This is a genomic window from Candidatus Marsarchaeota archaeon (genome assembly GCA_023473665.1).
Classification (GTDB): Archaea; Micrarchaeota; Micrarchaeia; order Micrarchaeales; family Micrarchaeaceae; genus JAMCYM01.
The window spans coordinates 186,059-203,402 of sequence record JAMCYM010000003.1 but is presented as its reverse complement, the minus strand read 5'-3'; the positions used below and the strand labels follow the sequence as shown (position 1 = coordinate 203,402).

15 protein-coding genes are annotated in these 17,344 nt (G+C 55.6%); 5 read left to right on the top strand and 10 right to left on the bottom strand.

The features are described 5' to 3' along the window. Nucleotides 1–5 precede the first annotated feature (5 nt). Together M1158_03900 and M1158_03895 are read right to left on the bottom strand one after the other, a co-directional pair. Complete coding sequence (locus tag M1158_03900; protein MCL5100230.1) at nucleotides 6–2,435, bottom strand: valine--tRNA ligase; 2,430 nt, start codon at nucleotides 2,433–2,435, stop codon at nucleotides 6–8. A 127-nt stretch (nucleotides 2,436–2,562) separates the two neighbouring features. Then, complete coding sequence (locus M1158_03895; protein MCL5100229.1) at nucleotides 2,563–2,850, bottom strand: TRAM domain-containing protein; 288 nt, start codon at nucleotides 2,848–2,850, stop codon at nucleotides 2,563–2,565. Between the two features lie 164 nt (nucleotides 2,851–3,014). Between M1158_03895 and M1158_03890 the strand changes: the two genes are divergently transcribed. Genes M1158_03890 through pheT form a run of 3 tightly spaced genes read left to right on the top strand, consistent with a single transcriptional unit; the run spans nucleotide 3,015 to nucleotide 6,871 of the window. After that, a complete protein-coding gene (locus M1158_03890) occupies nucleotides 3,015–3,788 on the top strand; it encodes a hypothetical protein (protein ID MCL5100228.1) in 774 nt (257 codons plus the stop codon). Nucleotides 3,789–3,797: 9 nt separating this feature from the next. Then, nucleotides 3,798–5,270 (top strand): phenylalanine--tRNA ligase subunit alpha, encoded by a 1,473-nt coding sequence (locus M1158_03885; protein MCL5100227.1) that lies wholly within the window; start codon nucleotides 3,798–3,800, stop codon nucleotides 5,268–5,270. Next, nucleotides 5,270–6,871, top strand: coding sequence for a phenylalanine--tRNA ligase subunit beta (gene pheT / locus M1158_03880; GenBank protein MCL5100226.1), 1,602 nt, complete (start codon nucleotides 5,270–5,272; stop codon nucleotides 6,869–6,871). The genes M1158_03885 and pheT overlap by 1 nt, the downstream gene beginning before the upstream one ends. A gap of 15 nt (nucleotides 6,872–6,886) precedes the next feature. Here the strand turns inward: pheT and M1158_03875 are convergent, their stop codons facing one another. Together M1158_03875 and M1158_03870 are read right to left on the bottom strand one after the other, a co-directional pair. Beyond that, nucleotides 6,887–7,564: a hypothetical protein gene (locus M1158_03875; GenBank protein ID MCL5100225.1), complete on the bottom strand. Its 678-nt coding sequence runs from the start codon at nucleotides 7,562–7,564 to the stop codon at nucleotides 6,887–6,889. A 5-nt stretch (nucleotides 7,565–7,569) separates the two neighbouring features. Then, nucleotides 7,570–9,417, bottom strand: a complete 1,848-nt coding sequence (locus M1158_03870; GenBank protein MCL5100224.1) for a radical SAM protein — start codon at nucleotides 9,415–9,417, stop codon at nucleotides 7,570–7,572. A 219-nt stretch (nucleotides 9,418–9,636) separates the two neighbouring features. Between M1158_03870 and M1158_03865 the strand changes: the two genes are divergently transcribed. Together M1158_03865 and top6B are read left to right on the top strand one after the other, a co-directional pair. Then, nucleotides 9,637–10,149 (top strand): hypothetical protein, encoded by a 513-nt coding sequence (locus M1158_03865; protein MCL5100223.1) that lies wholly within the window; start codon nucleotides 9,637–9,639, stop codon nucleotides 10,147–10,149. 2 nt (nucleotides 10,150–10,151) lie between these two features. Beyond that, nucleotides 10,152–11,774 (top strand): DNA topoisomerase VI subunit B, encoded by a 1,623-nt coding sequence (gene top6B, locus M1158_03860; GenBank protein ID MCL5100222.1) that lies wholly within the window; start codon nucleotides 10,152–10,154, stop codon nucleotides 11,772–11,774. 4 nt (nucleotides 11,775–11,778) lie between these two features. Here the strand turns inward: top6B and M1158_03855 are convergent, their stop codons facing one another. The 6 genes from M1158_03855 to M1158_03830 form a co-directional block, all read right to left on the bottom strand. Beyond that, entirely contained in the window at nucleotides 11,779–14,124 is a 2,346-nt protein-coding gene (locus M1158_03855) for a hypothetical protein (GenBank protein MCL5100221.1), read from the bottom strand. A 30-nt stretch (nucleotides 14,125–14,154) separates the two neighbouring features. Further along, a complete protein-coding gene (locus tag M1158_03850) occupies nucleotides 14,155–14,298 on the bottom strand; it encodes a hypothetical protein (GenBank protein MCL5100220.1) in 144 nt (47 codons plus the stop codon). Between the two features lie 2 nt (nucleotides 14,299–14,300). After that, a complete protein-coding gene (locus tag M1158_03845) occupies nucleotides 14,301–15,029 on the bottom strand; it encodes a cell division protein ZapB (GenBank protein MCL5100219.1) in 729 nt (242 codons plus the stop codon). Between the two features lie 69 nt (nucleotides 15,030–15,098). Beyond that, nucleotides 15,099–15,479 carry a hypothetical protein gene (locus tag M1158_03840; GenBank protein ID MCL5100218.1) on the bottom strand — a complete coding sequence of 127 codons (381 nt, stop codon included), beginning with the start codon at nucleotides 15,477–15,479 and terminating at the stop codon, nucleotides 15,099–15,101. A 4-nt stretch (nucleotides 15,480–15,483) separates the two neighbouring features. Then, nucleotides 15,484–15,792, bottom strand: coding sequence for a hypothetical protein (locus M1158_03835; protein ID MCL5100217.1), 309 nt, complete (start codon nucleotides 15,790–15,792; stop codon nucleotides 15,484–15,486). 1 nt (nucleotide 15,793) lies between these two features. After that, nucleotides 15,794–17,308 (bottom strand): ATP-binding protein, encoded by a 1,515-nt coding sequence (locus M1158_03830; protein ID MCL5100216.1) that lies wholly within the window; start codon nucleotides 17,306–17,308, stop codon nucleotides 15,794–15,796. Nucleotides 17,309–17,344 lie beyond the last annotated feature (36 nt).

Sequence of the window (17,344 nt, the reverse complement as noted above, 5' to 3'; positions counted from 1 at the left end):
TCGCGCTATATCTGCACAAACACAGAATACTCCTTGCCTCTCTCAACCTTTACCTCGCCCGCCTTGCATATTTCACGCAATTCTTCCCTGGCTGCGAGGACCGTATTATAGTATGCGTCAGGAACATTTATATTTATTAGCGTTATCGGTTTGTTGAGGGCGAGCTTGTGGCTTGCCTTCGCCTTCCTGACGTCGCTTATGACGTTATTCAGCATTGCGCCCGCATTCTCGTAATCAACGTCTACTACGGCGCTCTTGAACACGAGGCCATTGATTACGTAATCTGCATTCTCCTTTCTTTCCGTATGCGCCGGGAACATTGATATGAATATGCTTTCGCCGCTGAAGAGCGAGTTGACCTCTTCTGCGACATGCGGTATTACGGGCGCGAGAGCCCTGAGCGATTCGTTCAGGACGTGCATGAGGGTGAACAGCGCGGCCTGCCTGCTCTCCGCCTTTGCCGTGGCGTATATCCTGTGCTTCACGTTCTCTATGTAATAGTCGCAGAACTCGTGCCAGTAGAAGTTGGTAAGCGCGCTCACAGCGCCATAGAGGTCATATCTCTCATATGCAGAGTCTGCTTCTTTCACTGCCTGGTTGAGCCTGTTGAGTATCCACAGGTCGAAGACATTGAAATGCTTGTGCGGCTCCTCATGCGGTAGCTTTGTATCAGCAAACGCGCCCTTGACGAAAAGTGCAGAATTGTAGAGCTTCACTATGAAGGCCTTCGCATGCTCGATGTCTTCAACTGAGAACGGCTTGTCCTTGCCAGCGCTGCCGCTTATCGCAGCCCAGAGCCTGACCGAGTCTATCGAATACTTCTTCACGAGCTCGTCTGGCGATACGCCGTTGCCCCAGCTCTTGTGCATCTCGCGGCCGTCTGGGCCGAGTATCATCCCGTGCGCTATTATGCTCTCGAACGGCTTGTTGGCGGTGAGCGCCCAGGTCCTGAATGTGGTGTAGAACGCCCACGTGCGTATTATGTCGCTGCCCTGTATGCGCAGCGAGGCCGGGTATGCGCGCGAGAACAGCTTCATGTCGTCAGGCCAGCCCGCTATAACCATTGGAGTTATGGACGAATCGACCCAGCAGTCGAGCGTGTCGGTCTCGCCGACCAGCTTGCTTGAGCCGCACTTGGGGCATGCCTTGGCCGGGGCCTTCTCGAGCGCCGGGTTGACCGGCAGGCTTGCTTTGTCAGGCGCTATTATGTGGCCGCAGTCGCTGCAAATCCAGAATGGTATCGGGGTGCCGAATATCCTGTTGCGCGAGACGTTCCAGTCCCACTCTATGAAGTTGCTCCAATCGTAGAGGCGCTGCACCGCAGATTCAGGCACCCAGTTCATCTGGCGCGCTTGCTCCTTTATGCGCTCCGCATGCTCCTTTATCTTTATGAACCACTGCATGGCGGATATGAACTCGGCCTTGTGCCCGCACTTGTCGTGCACCTTCACGGTGTGCTTCATCCGCTCCTGCTTCTTTATGAGGCCCATCTCAGACAGGCGCGCGGTTATGGCCGCCTTCGCCTCGTCTATGCTCAGGCCATCGTACTTGCCGGCATTCTTCAGCCTCCCGTCCTTGGTGAGCGAGTCGACGAGCTTGAGATTGTGCTTGTAGTAGAGCGCTATGTCCTGCTTGTCGCCGAACGTGCAGACCATCTCGGCGCCAGTGCCGAAGTCGCTCTCCACCGATTCGTCGGCTATTATCTTCACGCTCTTGTCGAAGATTGGCACTTCGACGAACTTGCCGATGAGCTGCGCATAGCGCTCGTCATTCGGGTTTACTGCTATGGCGACGCACGCATGCATGAGCTCGGGGCGCGTAGTCGCTATGACGAACTCGTTGCCGGTATCCTTGAGCCTGAAGGCCACGTAATTGAGGGTGGTGCTTTCTTCCCTGTCTTCGGCCTCCTCCCTTGATATCGATGCGCCGCAGTAGGGGCACCATTCAACAGCATGCTCGGCCCTGTAGACCATGCCCTTGTTGTACATCTCTATGATCGAGAGCTGCACCTTGCGCCTGTAATCCTCTGACATCGTCACGTATTCGTGGCTTTCGTCGAAAGAGGCGCCGAAAAGCAGCATCTGCGCTCTCATCTTCGCCATGTTCGCGTTTGCAACCTCGACGCACCGCTTGTAAAAATCCTCGCGCCCTAGGCCCTTCCCGTACTGCTTCTCAACTGCCATCTCTATCGGATAGCCCTGCGTGTCCCAGCCAAGGGGATAGAGAACGTTGAAGCCCTTCATGCGCTTGTAGCGCGCTATCGAGTCTATGTATATGACCCAATAGGCCTGGCCCATGTGCAGCTCGCCGGTGGGGAACGGAGGCGGCGTATCAATCACGAATAGAGGCCTTTCCTCGCCTTTAGAATCGAAGCGGAACAGCATGCGCTCATGCCAGTAATCGTTCCACTTGTATTCCGCGCTTGGGTCGTACATCAGCGTGACATCCTCTCCTAACTAAAGATCAGCAACCTTGCATTGTTCCCACTAGGTATCGAATATGATGTAAGCGCACAGAAATAAAAACGCTTACGTAACAGCCGGCCTGGCTAAGCCTATGCGCTTATATCGGCTCGCCTACTGCGAACCTGGCCTTGACGTCGGTTATGCGCACCTTCAGCTTGTCCCCTTCCTTTGCGCCCTTCACGAAGACCACGAAGCCGTTCACCTTGGCTATGCCGTCGCCCTTCGACGCCGTAGCTTCGATGGTAACGTCTACCTCGTCGCCTACCTTCACAGGCTTCTGCAGGAAGTACGATGGCTTTATTGACATGCCACGCCTTCCGCGCTCCATTCCTTCCTCTCTTCCTTCTCCTTCGAAATTCTCGTCACTCATCTGATCTGTACTCATACGTAGGATTAGCGATTCCCGCCTTACTCCGTATTTATTGTTATTATGAAAATGCTGTATTAAAAACCTTTGCATTGGCTTCCTTTACATGACGTCGGAACCTGACTTCAGGCGCACACAAAAGCTTATTATTAGTAGTCTTGGAAACTAAGGTGGTGCAGAATATGGTTCCGCGCGCTCTGTTGCTGTTGGCTGCCCTGCTCATTGCCATTGTGCCGGCCAGCAGCTTCGCCTCCTATACTGTCACGTACCTGAACACCACCGTTACGCTCAATACGAATTCCAGTGCGCAGGTGACTGAAGTGCTTACCGTAAAGATCACAGGCAACACCTCGGTCAGCCAGTATGAGACCGACAGGCTGGCGCTGAACCTTACGCTCAGCAGCTGGCAGCAGCTCATAGGGTCAACGCTGGTGCAGCACATAATCAACCCAGGCACTAGCTTGTACAGCTTCAAGTTCCTGCCAGGGCCGCTCATACACAACAGCAACGGAGGCATCGCTTATCTCGTCATGACGTATTATGTTAACAACGTCACTTACATCAACCAGACGGCGCCGAGAACGTACGTCTACACGTTCAATCCCGCTGATTTCAATTTCGAGCACGGAGCCAGCGGTGATTTCCTGCCGCAGAACACGACGCTTGAGATTGTGCTGCCGAGCGGCGCGACGATAGAGAATGTTTACCCGATCCCTGATGCGCCAGCCAGCGCGATAACCAATGGCTATACAAACACCACGCAGTTGTTATGGTTCGATGGGGAGCCCCTCTCGAAGTTTACCCTGGTGTTCGTGATACACCAGAGCCTGAGCAGCGAGGTGGCGCAGTTCTTCGGCGCGGTATACAGGGAATTCGGCATCTTCGCTTACGTGCTGATAGCACTCATAGTGATCGGTATAATTGTCTACACTTATTTCAGGGCATCATCGAAGTAGGCGATCGGAGTGGAGGGACGCGACATAACGATGCTCAAGTATATAGCCGCGCATAGCGGCGCGCCGCTCGACGAGCTCGAACAGGCCATGAAGCTGCAGAAGGCCGATGCGCAGAGGGCACTTGACAGGCTCGAGCACGAGGGCCTTGTAAATGTTGAGCGCAGGCGCATCGTGACGGCGAAGCTTACTGAGGAAGCCCAAAGATACGTGAGCCAGTTCCCAGAGGAGGCGCTCTGCCGTGCTCTGCTCAGCGGGCCGAAAAAAGCCAGTGAGATACACGACAGCATAGCGCTTGGATGGGCAGTCAAGAATGGATGGGCAAGGACAGCCAACGGTGCTGTGGAGCTCACACGGGCAGGCAAGGGAGCTATAGGCAGGCCGTACGGGCTCAGGGAGCTGCTTGCGAGGCTCAATGATGCTACGGAGGGCGAGCAGGACAGGCTTGCGAAGGAGAGGCGCGATGCGTTCGACCTGCTTGCCAAGAGGAAGCTTATTACGGTAAGCGAAAGCGGGATAGTTGCAGGCATAAGCATAACGCCTGCTGGCGAGGCGTCGCTGAAAAGACCTGAATCTGCAATGGCAGGCGGCGAGCTCGGCCAGCTTACGAAGGAGCTGCTGCTTTCCAAGGGCTGGAAGGGCAAGGCCTTCAAGAGCTACGACGTGAATGCGCCCTCGGATACGCTCTACCCGGCGAGGCTTCACCCGATGCACGAGTTCCTCGACAAGGTGCGCAGGATATGGCTCGACATGGGCTTCACCGAGGTCGATGGGCCAATAATAGAGTCGTCGTTCTGGAACTTCGATGCGTTGTTCTCGCCGCAGGACCATCCAACACGGGAAATGCAGGATACGTTCTACCTGTCGAACCCGAAGGTGATTGACATTGGGGATGCGGAGCTCATGGCCAGGGTCAAGGCCATGCATGAGAAGGGCTGGAAAGGCGTATGGGAAGACACAATAGCGAGGCAGGCGGTGCTCAGGACCCATGCTACGAGCGTGTCCGCCAGGCACATATACAAGTACGCGAAATACGATGGCGACGATCCGCTGAAGCTCGTCTCGATAGGCAGGGTGTTCAGGAACGAGAGCATAGACTACAAGCACCTTGCGGAGCTCCATCACAGCGACGGCATAATAATAGGCAAGAGGCTCAGCCTGGCGAACCTAATACACACGCTGAAGGAGTTCTATGCGCAGCTTGGGCTCGATGTCAGGATCAAGCCTTCATATTTCCCATTCGTCGAGCCTGGCATGGAAGTCACGTACTACAACGAGGAGCACGGAGACTGGATAGAATTGTGCGGAGCCGGCGTGATACGCAAGGAGATAACCGATGCGCTGGGCAACAAGAACACTGTGCTGGCGTGGGGGCCGGGGCTCGACAGGCTAATGTTCAACGAGCTGAAGATAGGTTCGCTTACCGAGCTGTACAGCAATGACGTTGACTGGCTCAGGACTAGGAAGGAACTGGGTGTGCGCTGATGCCTAATATAACATTCGATTCGAGAGACATAGGGAAAGCCTTCAAGGAGCAGGAGTTTGACAAGCTTGTCAACGGCATAGGCATGGATGTCGAGGAGCGGAAGAACGGCAGCGTGACCGTCGCGATAACGCCGAACAGGCCAGACATGCTATCGTTCGCGGGCCTCGTGAGGGCGCTGAGCCTGCATACGGGCAAGGCAAGGCCGAAGGCCTATGCAGTCGCGGGGAAGCCCGCAATCAGCATAAAGGTCACGCCGGCAGTGATGAAGGTCAGGCCCTTTATAGCAGCGTTTGTCGTCAGGAACATAGACCTGGGCGGGAACGCGCTCAGGTACGTTATAGACTTCATGGAGAAGCTGAGCGACAACTACGGCAGGAAGCGCAAGAAGCTCGCGATGGGCATGCATGATTTGAGTTCGGTGAACGGCGCATTGACTTACGATGCAGCGCGCAACGAGCGCTTTGTGCCTTTGCACGGCAGCAGGCCGATGAGCTTCGAGGAGATACTGAAGGGGCATGCAAAGGGGGAGGAGTACGGCTACACGATAAGTGGAAGCGCGAACTACCCGTTCCTGAGGGATTCGGAGAAGGTGCTCTCGCTTATACCAATAATAAACTCAGAAGCCACCAAGACCACTGCGCGCACGCGGGACATGCTGATAGACGTGACCGGCACCGACAAAGATGCGGTCGAGGGCGCTGCGCGCATGACGGCATGCATGTTCATAGACATGGGCGCCGATGTGTTCCCTGCCATCATAGCGTATCCCGACAGGAAAGAGATCACGCCCTCACTGAAATCCAGGCGCATTAGGGTAGAGCTAACGAATTTCGAAGAGACGATAGGCGTGCGCTCCACGGCAAAGAGTCTTGCAAGGCTCGCTGCGCGGGAAGGCTACATCGCAAGGGCTGTCGGCGGTACTATAACGGTCGACGTCGCGCCGTACCGCACCGACGTGTTCAACGACCAGGACGTCATAGAGGACCTCGCGGTAGCTTATGGCTACTCCGCGATAAAGCCGATCCCGGTCAGGGGGCATTCCATAGGCAAGGAGAGCGCCACGAACGTGCGCGATAACGGCATCGCGATGCTTATGGTGGGCCTTGGATTCTCAGAAGCGATGAACTATTACTTGTCGAACGAGAAGCTGCAGTTCGACATGATGCGCAGGAAGCGCGGCGCTGGCACGATAACCGTTGCCAAATCGAAGACCGAAATGATAACGATGCTGAGGCAGCAGGTGCTGCCGGAGCTGCTGCAGAATCTCGGTAATTCTTCGCACGAAAGGATGCCGCAGAGGCTTTTCGAGATAGGCAAGGTGTTCAGGCTCGAAGGAGGTAAGCCTGTAGAGGAGACGCACGTGGCATTTGTCAGCGAGCACTCAAAGGCCAACTTTGCAGAGGCGAAGAGCGTTGTCGATGCGATTGCAAGGCATCTCGGCATGAAAAGCAGTTACGCGGCGCACAAGGACGGCGCATTCGTCGACGGCAGGTGCGCATCATTCAGATTCGGTACGTTCGGTGAGATAAGCCCTGAGGTGCTGGAGGGCTTTGGGATAGAGGAACCTGTAGTGGCTGGAGAATTAGTGCTTAGCCTGTAGATAGGCACGGCTTAGTCAGGCCTTCTGGCTGAAAATCCTCCTTAGGATAGATTTCTTGGCGCCCTGCTGCACTGCAATCTGCGCGCCGAGCTCCTTCGCCAGCTCTGGATGCTGCGCAATGTACTTCTCCTGAAACTCGGTGAACTTGTCCTGCTTTGACTTATTGCCCTTGGCCGTCTTCCTCTCCCAGTCAGGCTTCATCTTGCGCCACTCTTCAATAGTATAGCCGTATGGAGGGTGCTCGCGCACTGCAGGAGGATTGAATGCATAGGAATAGAAGTTCTTGTAGTAGTCGTACTCAGAATCAACAGTGTTTGCGGCGTCGACGTGGACTCCCTCTCCCGCCAGGAGCGCCACAAGCCCCTCAAGACCTATCTTCTCGCGGAGATTTTGCGCACTTTGCGGGTTGTAGATAACGGTTATCGTGCCTCTCGCATAGTGCACCCTTGCCTTGAGTATGGCGTCGTTGAGCATGAGCCTGTACTGCAGGCGCGCCGCATGCTCCAGGTCGATGAGCTCTGCCTGCTTGACCTTCGAGAAAACGGCCTGGCGCACTATCCTGTACGGCACGCGGAACTTGTTGCCGTGCTCCTCTATGTACTGGTTCTCGATGCTTGCAGTGTCTAGGGATGCAGTGTCCAAAAGGTCCTTCTGGTACTCGCTCATCTGCGGCTGCTTGTCGGTCCTGTCCATTCAAATCACTGGTTCTTGAACGTCTCGTTCGCGAAGCTGGCCACCGCCTTGCCCCCGTTGACGGGCATCGCGAAATAGTCCCTCATCGCGCCGTACGTCCTGCGGTATGGCTCGCTCGCCTCCAGCTCCTTTATGTTTCTAACGTACTTGTCCTTCGAGTAGTTCCAGTCTTGGTGCGTCTGCTGCCACTCCTTGGCGGGTATGCTGTACTGCCTCTGTATTTTGTCCCTGTACACTTCCGGGAAGACGTTGAACGTGCAGAACGGCAGCACCTCGCCATCGGGCATCGCGTAGTGGATGTCGCACTTCTCGACGCGGTGTATGTCGTACGTGTACTCGTCCTGGAAGTGCATCATGCCCAGGAATATGGACTTCATCTGGAACTTGCCCATGCTGGCGAAGTCATGCTTCCAGAGTACGCTGGTAAGCAGCTTCATGAAGTTGACGGACTTTGGCTGGTTCTTCTTGTCTATGAACTTGCGGAACCCGAGCAGCGCGTTTATCGCTATGAGCCTGCGTTCGAATTTGTTCTTGCCGTTCATCGAGTCTATTGCGCGCTGCAGGTGCTCTACAAGGCCTGCGGCATCGACGAACCTTGTTATCGGTATGATCTTGTTGTCGCTGTCCAGGAACAGGTAGGTGCCTGCGCCGCACGCGAAGTGTATCGACATGTCGTACTTGTACTCGCCGGTCAGCGCCTCGATGAACTTCGTTATGCCGCCTATGTATGGCACGGAGAACCAGTCCTCCTTCCTTATCGCGCCGTTCGTCTGCTCGTCTATTAGCTTTATCGCGCCCGGTATTGTTATGCGCTGTTTCTCCCTGAGCCTGGACGGCATGCGCCCCACAAGCGAAACGGGCTGGAAGTTCACCGCCCTTATTATGTCGGAGTTGTTCAGCGCGAAGTTTATTATGGCCCCGAGCTCGTGCTCGTTGACCGTGCGTATGACTGTAGGCACGAGCACCACACCTATGCCGGCCTTCCTGGCCGCGTCGAGTGCCAGCGGCGTCTCCCAGTGGTTCTTCGGGTTTGCGCGCTTGCTCACGCCGTCGAAGCTCATGTACAGCGTGCTTACGCCTGCATACCTGAGCTTCACAGCGAGGTCTGGGTTGAGGCCGAGGTTTATGCCTGTGGTGTTGAGCTGTATCTGGTCGAAGCCTGCCTTCTTTGCGAGCTCCACCACCTCTACTATGTGGGGGTGCATCGTGGGCTCTCCGCCTGTTATCTGCAGTGCGTTGGCTGGTATGGGCTTCTGGCTCCTCAGGTTCTTCAGTATCTTGTCTATCTCGGCCAGGCTGGGCTCGTATATCGCCTCGCCCTCCTTGGCGTAGAAGAAGCAGTACCAGCACGAGAGGTGGCACCTGTTTGTTACCACTATGTTGGCAAGGCCTGTGTGGGACTTGTGCCTCTCGCACATGCCGCAGTCGAACGGGCAGTTGGCGCCCTTAGTGTCAGTTATATAATTTGGATTGTCGAAACCGCGGCCGAAGTAGTTGTACCTGCGCATCTTCATGTACATGTCGTAGTCTTCCCAGTACTTCTCCACGGTCCAGCCGTGCTCTGGGCAGTGCTTCCTTATCATCACGTTGTCCCCGTCGCGATATATGGTGCCGTCGACTATGAGCTTGCACTCGGGGCACACGGTCTTAGTCTGCTCTATCACCGGCATGCGCTCTATTTCTTCCATCGTGCGATGGTAGGGGGCCAGCACGGGGTCTATAACAGGAGAGCCTGCCTTGAAGGGCTGCGAGACGTCATGCTGCGCACTTGCGCCTATGCTCTCCGTAATCTGAAGCTCCATGGCGCCAGCCTTGGCGGCCAATGCGCCTGCTTTATCTCCTATATCAGTCATGATTTTGCACCGAATTTCTCTTGAACCTGTCTACTTTCTTAATTGGAAGGTTTTTAAAGGCTAGCCGAACAGAACTTTACACCGTTTCACAAATTGCATGATGCTTTTCAGTCGGTAGAATCTGTTAGTTACGCATCGTTTTGCGTCCTAATAGATATTTATAGTTTGAGGGAACAATGATGAAGGGCGAACGATTTTGCTGCGTTTTCGGGTAGCTCCATGCAGGAAGTCTATATACCTAGTGAGAGGGCCAGGCTGCTGGCCAGGAAGGGCGGCGCAATAAAGAGACTGGAAAGGCTGTGCGGCTGCGAAATAAAGGTAAAGGCAGGCATGGCCATCGAGCTTGCGGGGGAAGCCTACGGGGAATACGTGGCTAGGAGCGTAGTGTACGCGTTTGGAAGGGGCTTCAGCATCGAGATGGCTGAGAGGCTCGTCGGAGACGAGGTGTACTTCTCGTCCATAGACTTCGGCTCTGTCGGCAAGAACCGCGTCGGGGACATAAGGGCTAGGCTCATAGGGGCCAACGGCAGGGCCAAAAGCTACATAGAGCGCGTGAGCGGCGCGCACATCAGCGTGTACGGCGACACCATAAGCTTCATAGGCAAGGCCAACGAGATAGACGAAGCAGAAACAGCGGCGCGCACGCTTATAGAGGGCGGCTCCCACAGGCTTGCTTATGCCAGGATGGAGGCCGCGCACAGGAAGAACAAGCGCCTGGCGGAGATGGTGTGAGCATGGAAGAAAGGAAGGCCAACGACATATTCAAGGAGTTCAAGGAGCACTCGATAGCAGAGTTCTTCAAGAAGAACAAGCAGATGCTCGGCTATGCGGGCATGGTAAGGTCGCTAGTAACAGTGGTGCACGAGTACATCACCAACTCTATCGACGCATGCGAAGAAGCGGGCATACTGCCTGACATCTCTGTAAGGCTTGCCCAGACCGGCGAAAACAAGTACAGGGTAACAGTGAGCGACAACGGCCCGGGCATACCAAAGAAGTTCGTGGGCAAAGCCCTCGCCACGATACTTGCAGGCACCAAGTTCCACAGGTACATACAGCAGCGCGGCCAGCAGGGCATAGGCGCATCGGGCTGCACCCTGTTCTCGCAGGTTACCACAGGCAAGCCTGTCCGTGTGGAGTCGAAAACAGCTGACGGTGACAGCTACTCGTGCAACGTGTCGATAGACACGCTTCGCAACAAGCCTGTCGTGGCCGACCTCAACGGCGCCGACAGGAGCACGAACGGGCTCACTGTCGAGGCGGAATTCGCGGAGGTGAAATACGAGAACAGCGACCATGGTGTCTACGAGTACATAAGGCGAACGGCGCTCGCCAACCCGCACGTGCAGGTGCTTTTCACTGACCCAGAAGGCAAGGAATACAGGTTCGTGCGTGCCGTAGATGCCATGCCGGCGCGGCCCAAGCCGACGAAGCCGCATCCGCTCGGCCTGAACGTCAACGACCTGCTGGAGTTCGCGCACAAGAGCGACAGCAGGAAGGTGTCGTCGTTCCTTATCGAGAACTTCGCGAGGGTGTCGCAGGGCAAGGTGGACGAGCTGAGGGGCACTGTCGGCGGCATGCTCGACAAGGAGCCAGGCAGCCTTTCGTGGGACGACGCAGAGCGGCTCATTGACGCCATCAAGAAGCTCAAGTGGATGGCTCCTGATGCGAGCGTGATAAGCGCGATAGGCGAGGAGCACATAAAGCTGGCGCTGAAAAACATACTCAACCCTGACTTCATGCACGTAGTGGAGCGCAGGCCGGTGCTCTTCTACGGCGGCATACCGTTCGTTGTAGAGGCAGCGATAGCATACGGAGGCGCGGCCGGCAAGAAGATAGAAGAAGACCTCTATGAGGGCAACATATTGAGGTTCGCCAACAGGGTGCCGCTGCTGTTCGACAGCGGGAGCTGTGCGATAACCGTGGCAGCGAAGAGCATGCAGTGGAAGCGCTACGGCATAGATATGGAGTCGCAGCCTGTGAGCGTGTTCGTGAACGTTTCTTCAGTGTACATACCGTATTCAGGCGTCGGCAAGGAGGCCATAGCCCAGGAAGACGAGATAATAGACGAGATAAAGCTGGCGCTCATGGAAGCTGCAAGGGGCGTGCAGCGCTACGTAAGGGGCAAGCAGCAGCTGGGCATCGAGACGAGCAAGTACAAGACAGTAGAGAGGTACGCGAAGCAGCTGGCCAGGGACGTGAGCGCGCTGACTGGCGCAGAAGAGAGCACGGTCGAGAAAAGGCTTGAGAGCCTGATCTCAAAGCATTATCCTAGGGCAGCCGAAGGCCATGAGGATGGGGAAAAGGCCGGAGATGACGCAAGCGCAGAAGCCGGCAACGATTCGGAAAACAGCTAATTAGTCATCCGAAGCCGTCCATGCTCTCTGCGTTAACCAGCGCTATGCGGCCCGACGCTATGTACATCTTGAGCTCCTCGTTTGCAGCAGAGGGCGTGCGGTACAGCATGCTTTTGAACTCGTCCAGCCTGTCGGCGTTCATGAAGACCAGGTAGGTCTTCATGCCTTTGTAGACGGGCACCTTCTTGAACTTGCTTGTCTGCGAATATATCATCAGGTATGTGCGCTCGCCGTGCAGCGCGACCACCATATCTGCGACCGGGCTCATGTTGAGGTCGGTGAACACATAGGCGTGCGTGACCATGTACATCCTGAGCTTCTTGAACGTCACAAGGTATTCCAGGTCATGGCCGCTCTGCTCGATCCATGCCTTTGGCGCATAGAGGTCGTCGGCCACGATGAGGTCGCCGTGCACCACCAACTGGTCGAGTATCGAGCTGAGGTTGTTGTACGTCAGGTTGACAGGCATGCCGTTGCTGCGTATGTTTGTAGCTATGCCTGCGCGGATCTCCGCTTTGGAGAGGGGCATGTAGCGCCAGTGGTAGTACATGTTGAGCTTGTCGAATACAGATATCACGTCCCGGTAGGGGAGCTTTACCTTGACGACGTCGCGCTTGGGCAGATGGGGTACGTCTATGTAGAAATCGTCCCTGTTGGGGGCGCGCACAAGCGTTACCAGCGCAACCACTATCACAAGCACTATGGCCAGTATTATGTACTGCCTGTTTACCGTTATCGTGGTCGGCGGGTGGCTGGCTTTGTAGACGAACGAGCTGGACAGCATGCTTATGTTGAACGTAAGGGTGCCGTAGAGCTCAGGAGAGCCGCTTGGGAGGGAGTAAGCTATGGTACCGTTGCTAATCGTGCCGTTGGCCCTGTAGAGATTGTCCAGGCTTATAGAATAGCCTATGCCGGAAAGCGGCTGGCCGTCTGAACTCAGCGCGAACAAGTACCTGTTTGATGTGTAGTTGGCGCTCTTGAGCGCTATTGCTATTGGGGAGACGTTGAACAGCGCGCTGGCATACAGATTGCCAGAGAAGCCCTGCAGCTCGGCTATGTAAGAGCCCGGAGGCACAGGAAAGAGGAGCGATGTAAGGAACGTGAAGTTGCCAGAGGCGCTCAGCGGCTGGAGCGGCAGCGATGTCACGTATATCATGTTTATCGTATAGATGCTGATGTGGGGCTGTATGCTCACAGGCACGCCCGAGCCCGTGAAGACAGACATAGTAAGCTGTGCGGTCTTGCCGGGCAGCAAGATGCCGGGCATCGAGATGAAGCCGTGGCTGGAATAGGATGGCGGCGCTGTAAGCGTGATGTACCTGTTGTTCGGCGAAATGCTGTAGTTGGCTGAATTGTAGACCACGGCGCGCAGGAACCCGCTCGAGAGCTCGGCCTGGAGCGAGGCCGAATACGGGAGCGGGGGAGAGCTTAGCAGCACGCCTATTTCGCCGTTTGTGTCAGTATATCTGTTTAGCGCTACCGTAGACGCGCCGCTCGCATAAGCGGGCAGCCAGAACATCAGCGACGCCGCATGTGCTATGTCAGCAGCAGCATAAGATGCGCCTGGCCAGCCTGAAAGCGTGTTTGAGAACGCTACTATTGTGCCGTTGGCTATGTTCTTGTATGTTATGGGTCCGTACGTCAAGCCCCCGACAAAAATGAACGTCGAATTTGTGAAATAGAATCCGCCAGCGGGCGAGCCTGCTACGGTCTGCGTCATCAGGTATGTCGGCATGGATGGATTCGGCACGATGACGCCATCCGACAGCAGCATGTTTGAGAAACTTTGGCCGACGTATATTATGCTGTCGCCCCTGTTAAGAAGGTACTGCAATAGCGTAGCGTTTGTTCCGCTTACTGGCTGGAACATGTACTGCGGCATGAGCCCGTTCAGCATTATCAGCATCGAGTCGCCAGGCATGGACTGCAGGCCTGCTGGGGTAACGTTCTGCAGGTCTGCTGGTGCGCCTATGACCCCATAGCTTACCATGTCCTGCGCAAGATATTGGTAAACCTGGCTTGCCCCATTGCAGCCAGTGCATTCCGGATACGGATTAAGCAGGTATACGTTCTGCGGAGGCCTGGATTTGAGCAATGAGGCATTGACGGTTATGCTTGTCGAATTGGCAGACGAATACGAGAAAATGGCATATGGCACATCGGTGGCATTGAGGTCGTAGACGAGAAGGTTCTGGCCGGCAAGTGCGGCGCTGAGAAGCGTGGCCGGGGCTACGACAGGTTTTGGCTTGGGCGCCGCTATGGCGTAGCTGTGCAGAAGCAGGCCTATGTATATCATCGACCCCAGCAGCACAGCTGCGAATATCGCTATGACAATCAGTAGACGCTTCATGTTAGGCACGCGAAAGCACCGCATCAGGGCTTATGGACTGCCCTCCCCATTGCCCCGGTTGAATATCTTGATGAACAGGCCGGCGAGAGGGTTTGTCTTGTTCCCGAGCCGCTTGGTTATGGCGTAGACGCGCACGTACTTCAGGCGCTTGCTCACCCTCGCGTTGTATTTCATGCTTACCCCTTGAGCTCTATGTAACCCATTGACACCATCTTGTTGAGCATCTGCTCGACCCTCGGGGCCGTGAGCCTGTAGGTCTTGGAAAACTCCATTATGTCAATGGTGTCGCTGTGCGACTCTATCCAGTCCTCGATCATGACCATCAGCGATTCGTCCGAATAGGTCTCGAGCGTCGCGAGCCTTGCCGAGAGGTCCTTGTTCTCCTCGCTCAGCTGCGAGGCCTGCACGGTGAGGCTCTTGTTCGCAGCTGCAAGCTCCAGGTTGAGGCGCTTTAGCTCCCTGTACTCGTTGAACAGCGAGTCGTAGCTGTTGAACAATGAGCTGTAGCTCTGTGAGAGCGACGTCAGCACGTCGTCTATTGCGGAATCTGCATACTGGTACAGATCTGATGCATCGACCGTGTATAAGTCGGTTATGAGCGACAGCACGCTGAGCAGATTCTTGACCACTGACAGCCTGCGCATTTTCTCGCTCGAGTCGAGGGCTATCGAGTACTGGACCTTCATCTGCTTGGGAAGCAGCGTTATTATGAAGAACAGGTACGGCCTCTTCTGTATGTCCCTGCTCTCTACCGATAGCAGCACGAGCTGGTCGGGGCTTTCCTCTATCGAGAACATCTGGAGCGCGGCGAGCCGGGACGAGATGGCGGAGAACGTGCCGAGCAGCGCGCCGCCGATGGCGATCTCGGCTATCTTGGGCTCTACTATGCCAGTTCCGTCGGCCATCCTATCAACAGGTATCCATCTCCGCTTATCTTTTTAGCCTTTGCGTGTTTCAGCTGGCGCTCCGTAAAGTTAGGCTTGCTGCTCGGGCTTGCGCACCACCGCAGGCATGTAGCTCAGCAGCGACAGCAGGTACATGAGGGCTATTATTGCTACGCCGGCAAGCACCGCTACTGCAGTGCGGCCTACCGCTATCAGCAGGCCTGCGAACAGCACGCCAACTACCACATATGCGATCTGCTTCCTAGTATAGGAATCGCGCGATTTCTTGTACTTCACATAGCAATTCTTGCACACAACCAGCCTGTAGTTCTTTGCGTTCCTGGTGACGTTGCGCTTGAACCAGCGTATCGCCTGTATGACATAGTCCTCCTGCACCTCCAGGCCGTCCACAGCCTCGCCGCATATTATGCACCGCGGCTCGCTCGGGGCGTTCCTTGCGTTTTTAGCCATGCAATCAACCAAAGTCTATCGTTGCCTCGTATATGCGGCCCGATTCTGCCAATACCTTCTGCTCGTCGGCCATGTTCATCGCGTCGCTTATCATGATGTCGTCCATGCCTATGCGCCTGAATATGTTGGCCATGTCAACCCTGTTTATGCCTGCCTTCTCGAGCATCGCGGCGAATGCCACGACGTTTATGTGCCTGTGCGCCTTCTCCATGTCGGCGAAGAGCTTCTGTATGGCACTCTCGCTCACCTTGTAGGCGGTGAGCACGCGCCTCAGCTCCAGCCTGCTTATCGAGAATGTGTCCTTTGCTGCCATTTCACGCACCGCCCTCTGCCGCGGATATTATGCGGGTTATGAGCATGTCCTCTATGCTCAGGCTCTTGAGGAAGGCGACGATGTCGTTTGTTTGCACGCCGCCGCTCTTAAGCTGACGCACGAAGTCCAGCATCTTTATCGACCTGGCCTGCGAATCCATCACGCCGAATATAGACGTTATCGCATCACCCGGCACGTTATACTCTATGAGCTTGTTCTTAAGCTCGTCGCCCTCGAACTGGTAGTCGCGCTGTATGAGCGAAGCGGAAAGCTCGCTCTGGGTGAGTACATCCGACATGTCGACGGTGTAGACGTAGAGCGGCTCCTCGCCCTTTATCCTGTCGAGCACGAATATCTCCGGGAAGCGCAATGCCGTCTGGAAGGCCATGTCGACTGCGGCCTGGCCGACGCCGAACCTGCTTATCTCTGATTTTATGAACTCAGAGAAGTTCAGCGACCCCTGCAGGTAGTTCATGAACTTCTCGAACCGTATGCGCAGTATGAATGTGGTGCCGACGTTCGAGAATATGGCCTCGTTTATGTCCGTTGGGTTCTGCGACGCGACTATGAGCCCGAACTGGTACTTGCGCCCCTCCCTCACTATTGCGACTGCATCGCTCTTCTCGTCGCTTGCGACCTTCCACGCCTCGTCTAGCACCACGAGCGTCTTGAGGCCCTTGCCCTCTGCATAGCCCTCGACGCGCATGCGCTCCTTGAGCGTCTGCAGTATGAACAGCGCCGCGAGCGCCCTGAACTTCTCGTCGGGCAGGTTTGAGAGGTCTATGTCGACGAGGCCTGAGTTAGCCAGCTCCACCATGTCAAGCGTGCTCTTCCTTGCGAAGTAGTCCTCGCCCTCACGGGCGAACTGCCTTAACCTGTATATCGCGTTCTCCAGCTCGGCCGGATATTCGTATGTGCCGTCCTGCAGGTGCTCCTCAAGCAGCGATATGGCATCCTTAAGAGTAGGCGCATCCTTGCCAGGAGGGGGCTTCTCCGATATTATGAAGCCGGCATTGACATATGCCTGCTCGAGCGCCTCCTCTGTCAGCCTGCGCTGCTCTGGGTATTCCCCTATGTCGGTGAGTATGTCGAAAGATGTTATGATCTGCTTGACGCGGTCCATGGGCTTCATGCCTGACAGGTCCATTATGTTTAGGTAGTCGCCCTTGCCTAACGATATCACGGTGCCCCCGCTCTGGCGCACCCACGCCTTGTATTCAGACGCCCAGTCTATTATCACTGCATTGGTGTCCCATATGTAGCTGGCGCGTATCAGGAACGTCTTGACGAAGTAGCTCTTGCCTGCGCCGGTTATTCCCACCACTGCAATATGCGGGTTGGTGAGATTGGCGAACGACCAGCTGAACGGCACCTTGAATATCTTCGTGGTGCCTATGAATATCGCCTTGAGCGGCTCGTTTATAAGTATGTTGGCCGGGGGCTCAGGCGGCCTCGAGAAGAACGCGCGCTTCGCTATCTCATTGCTCATTATGTGCTGGAACTTGAGCTGGGTCATGGCGATGCACCTGCCTTCGCGATCTTTGCGTCCATT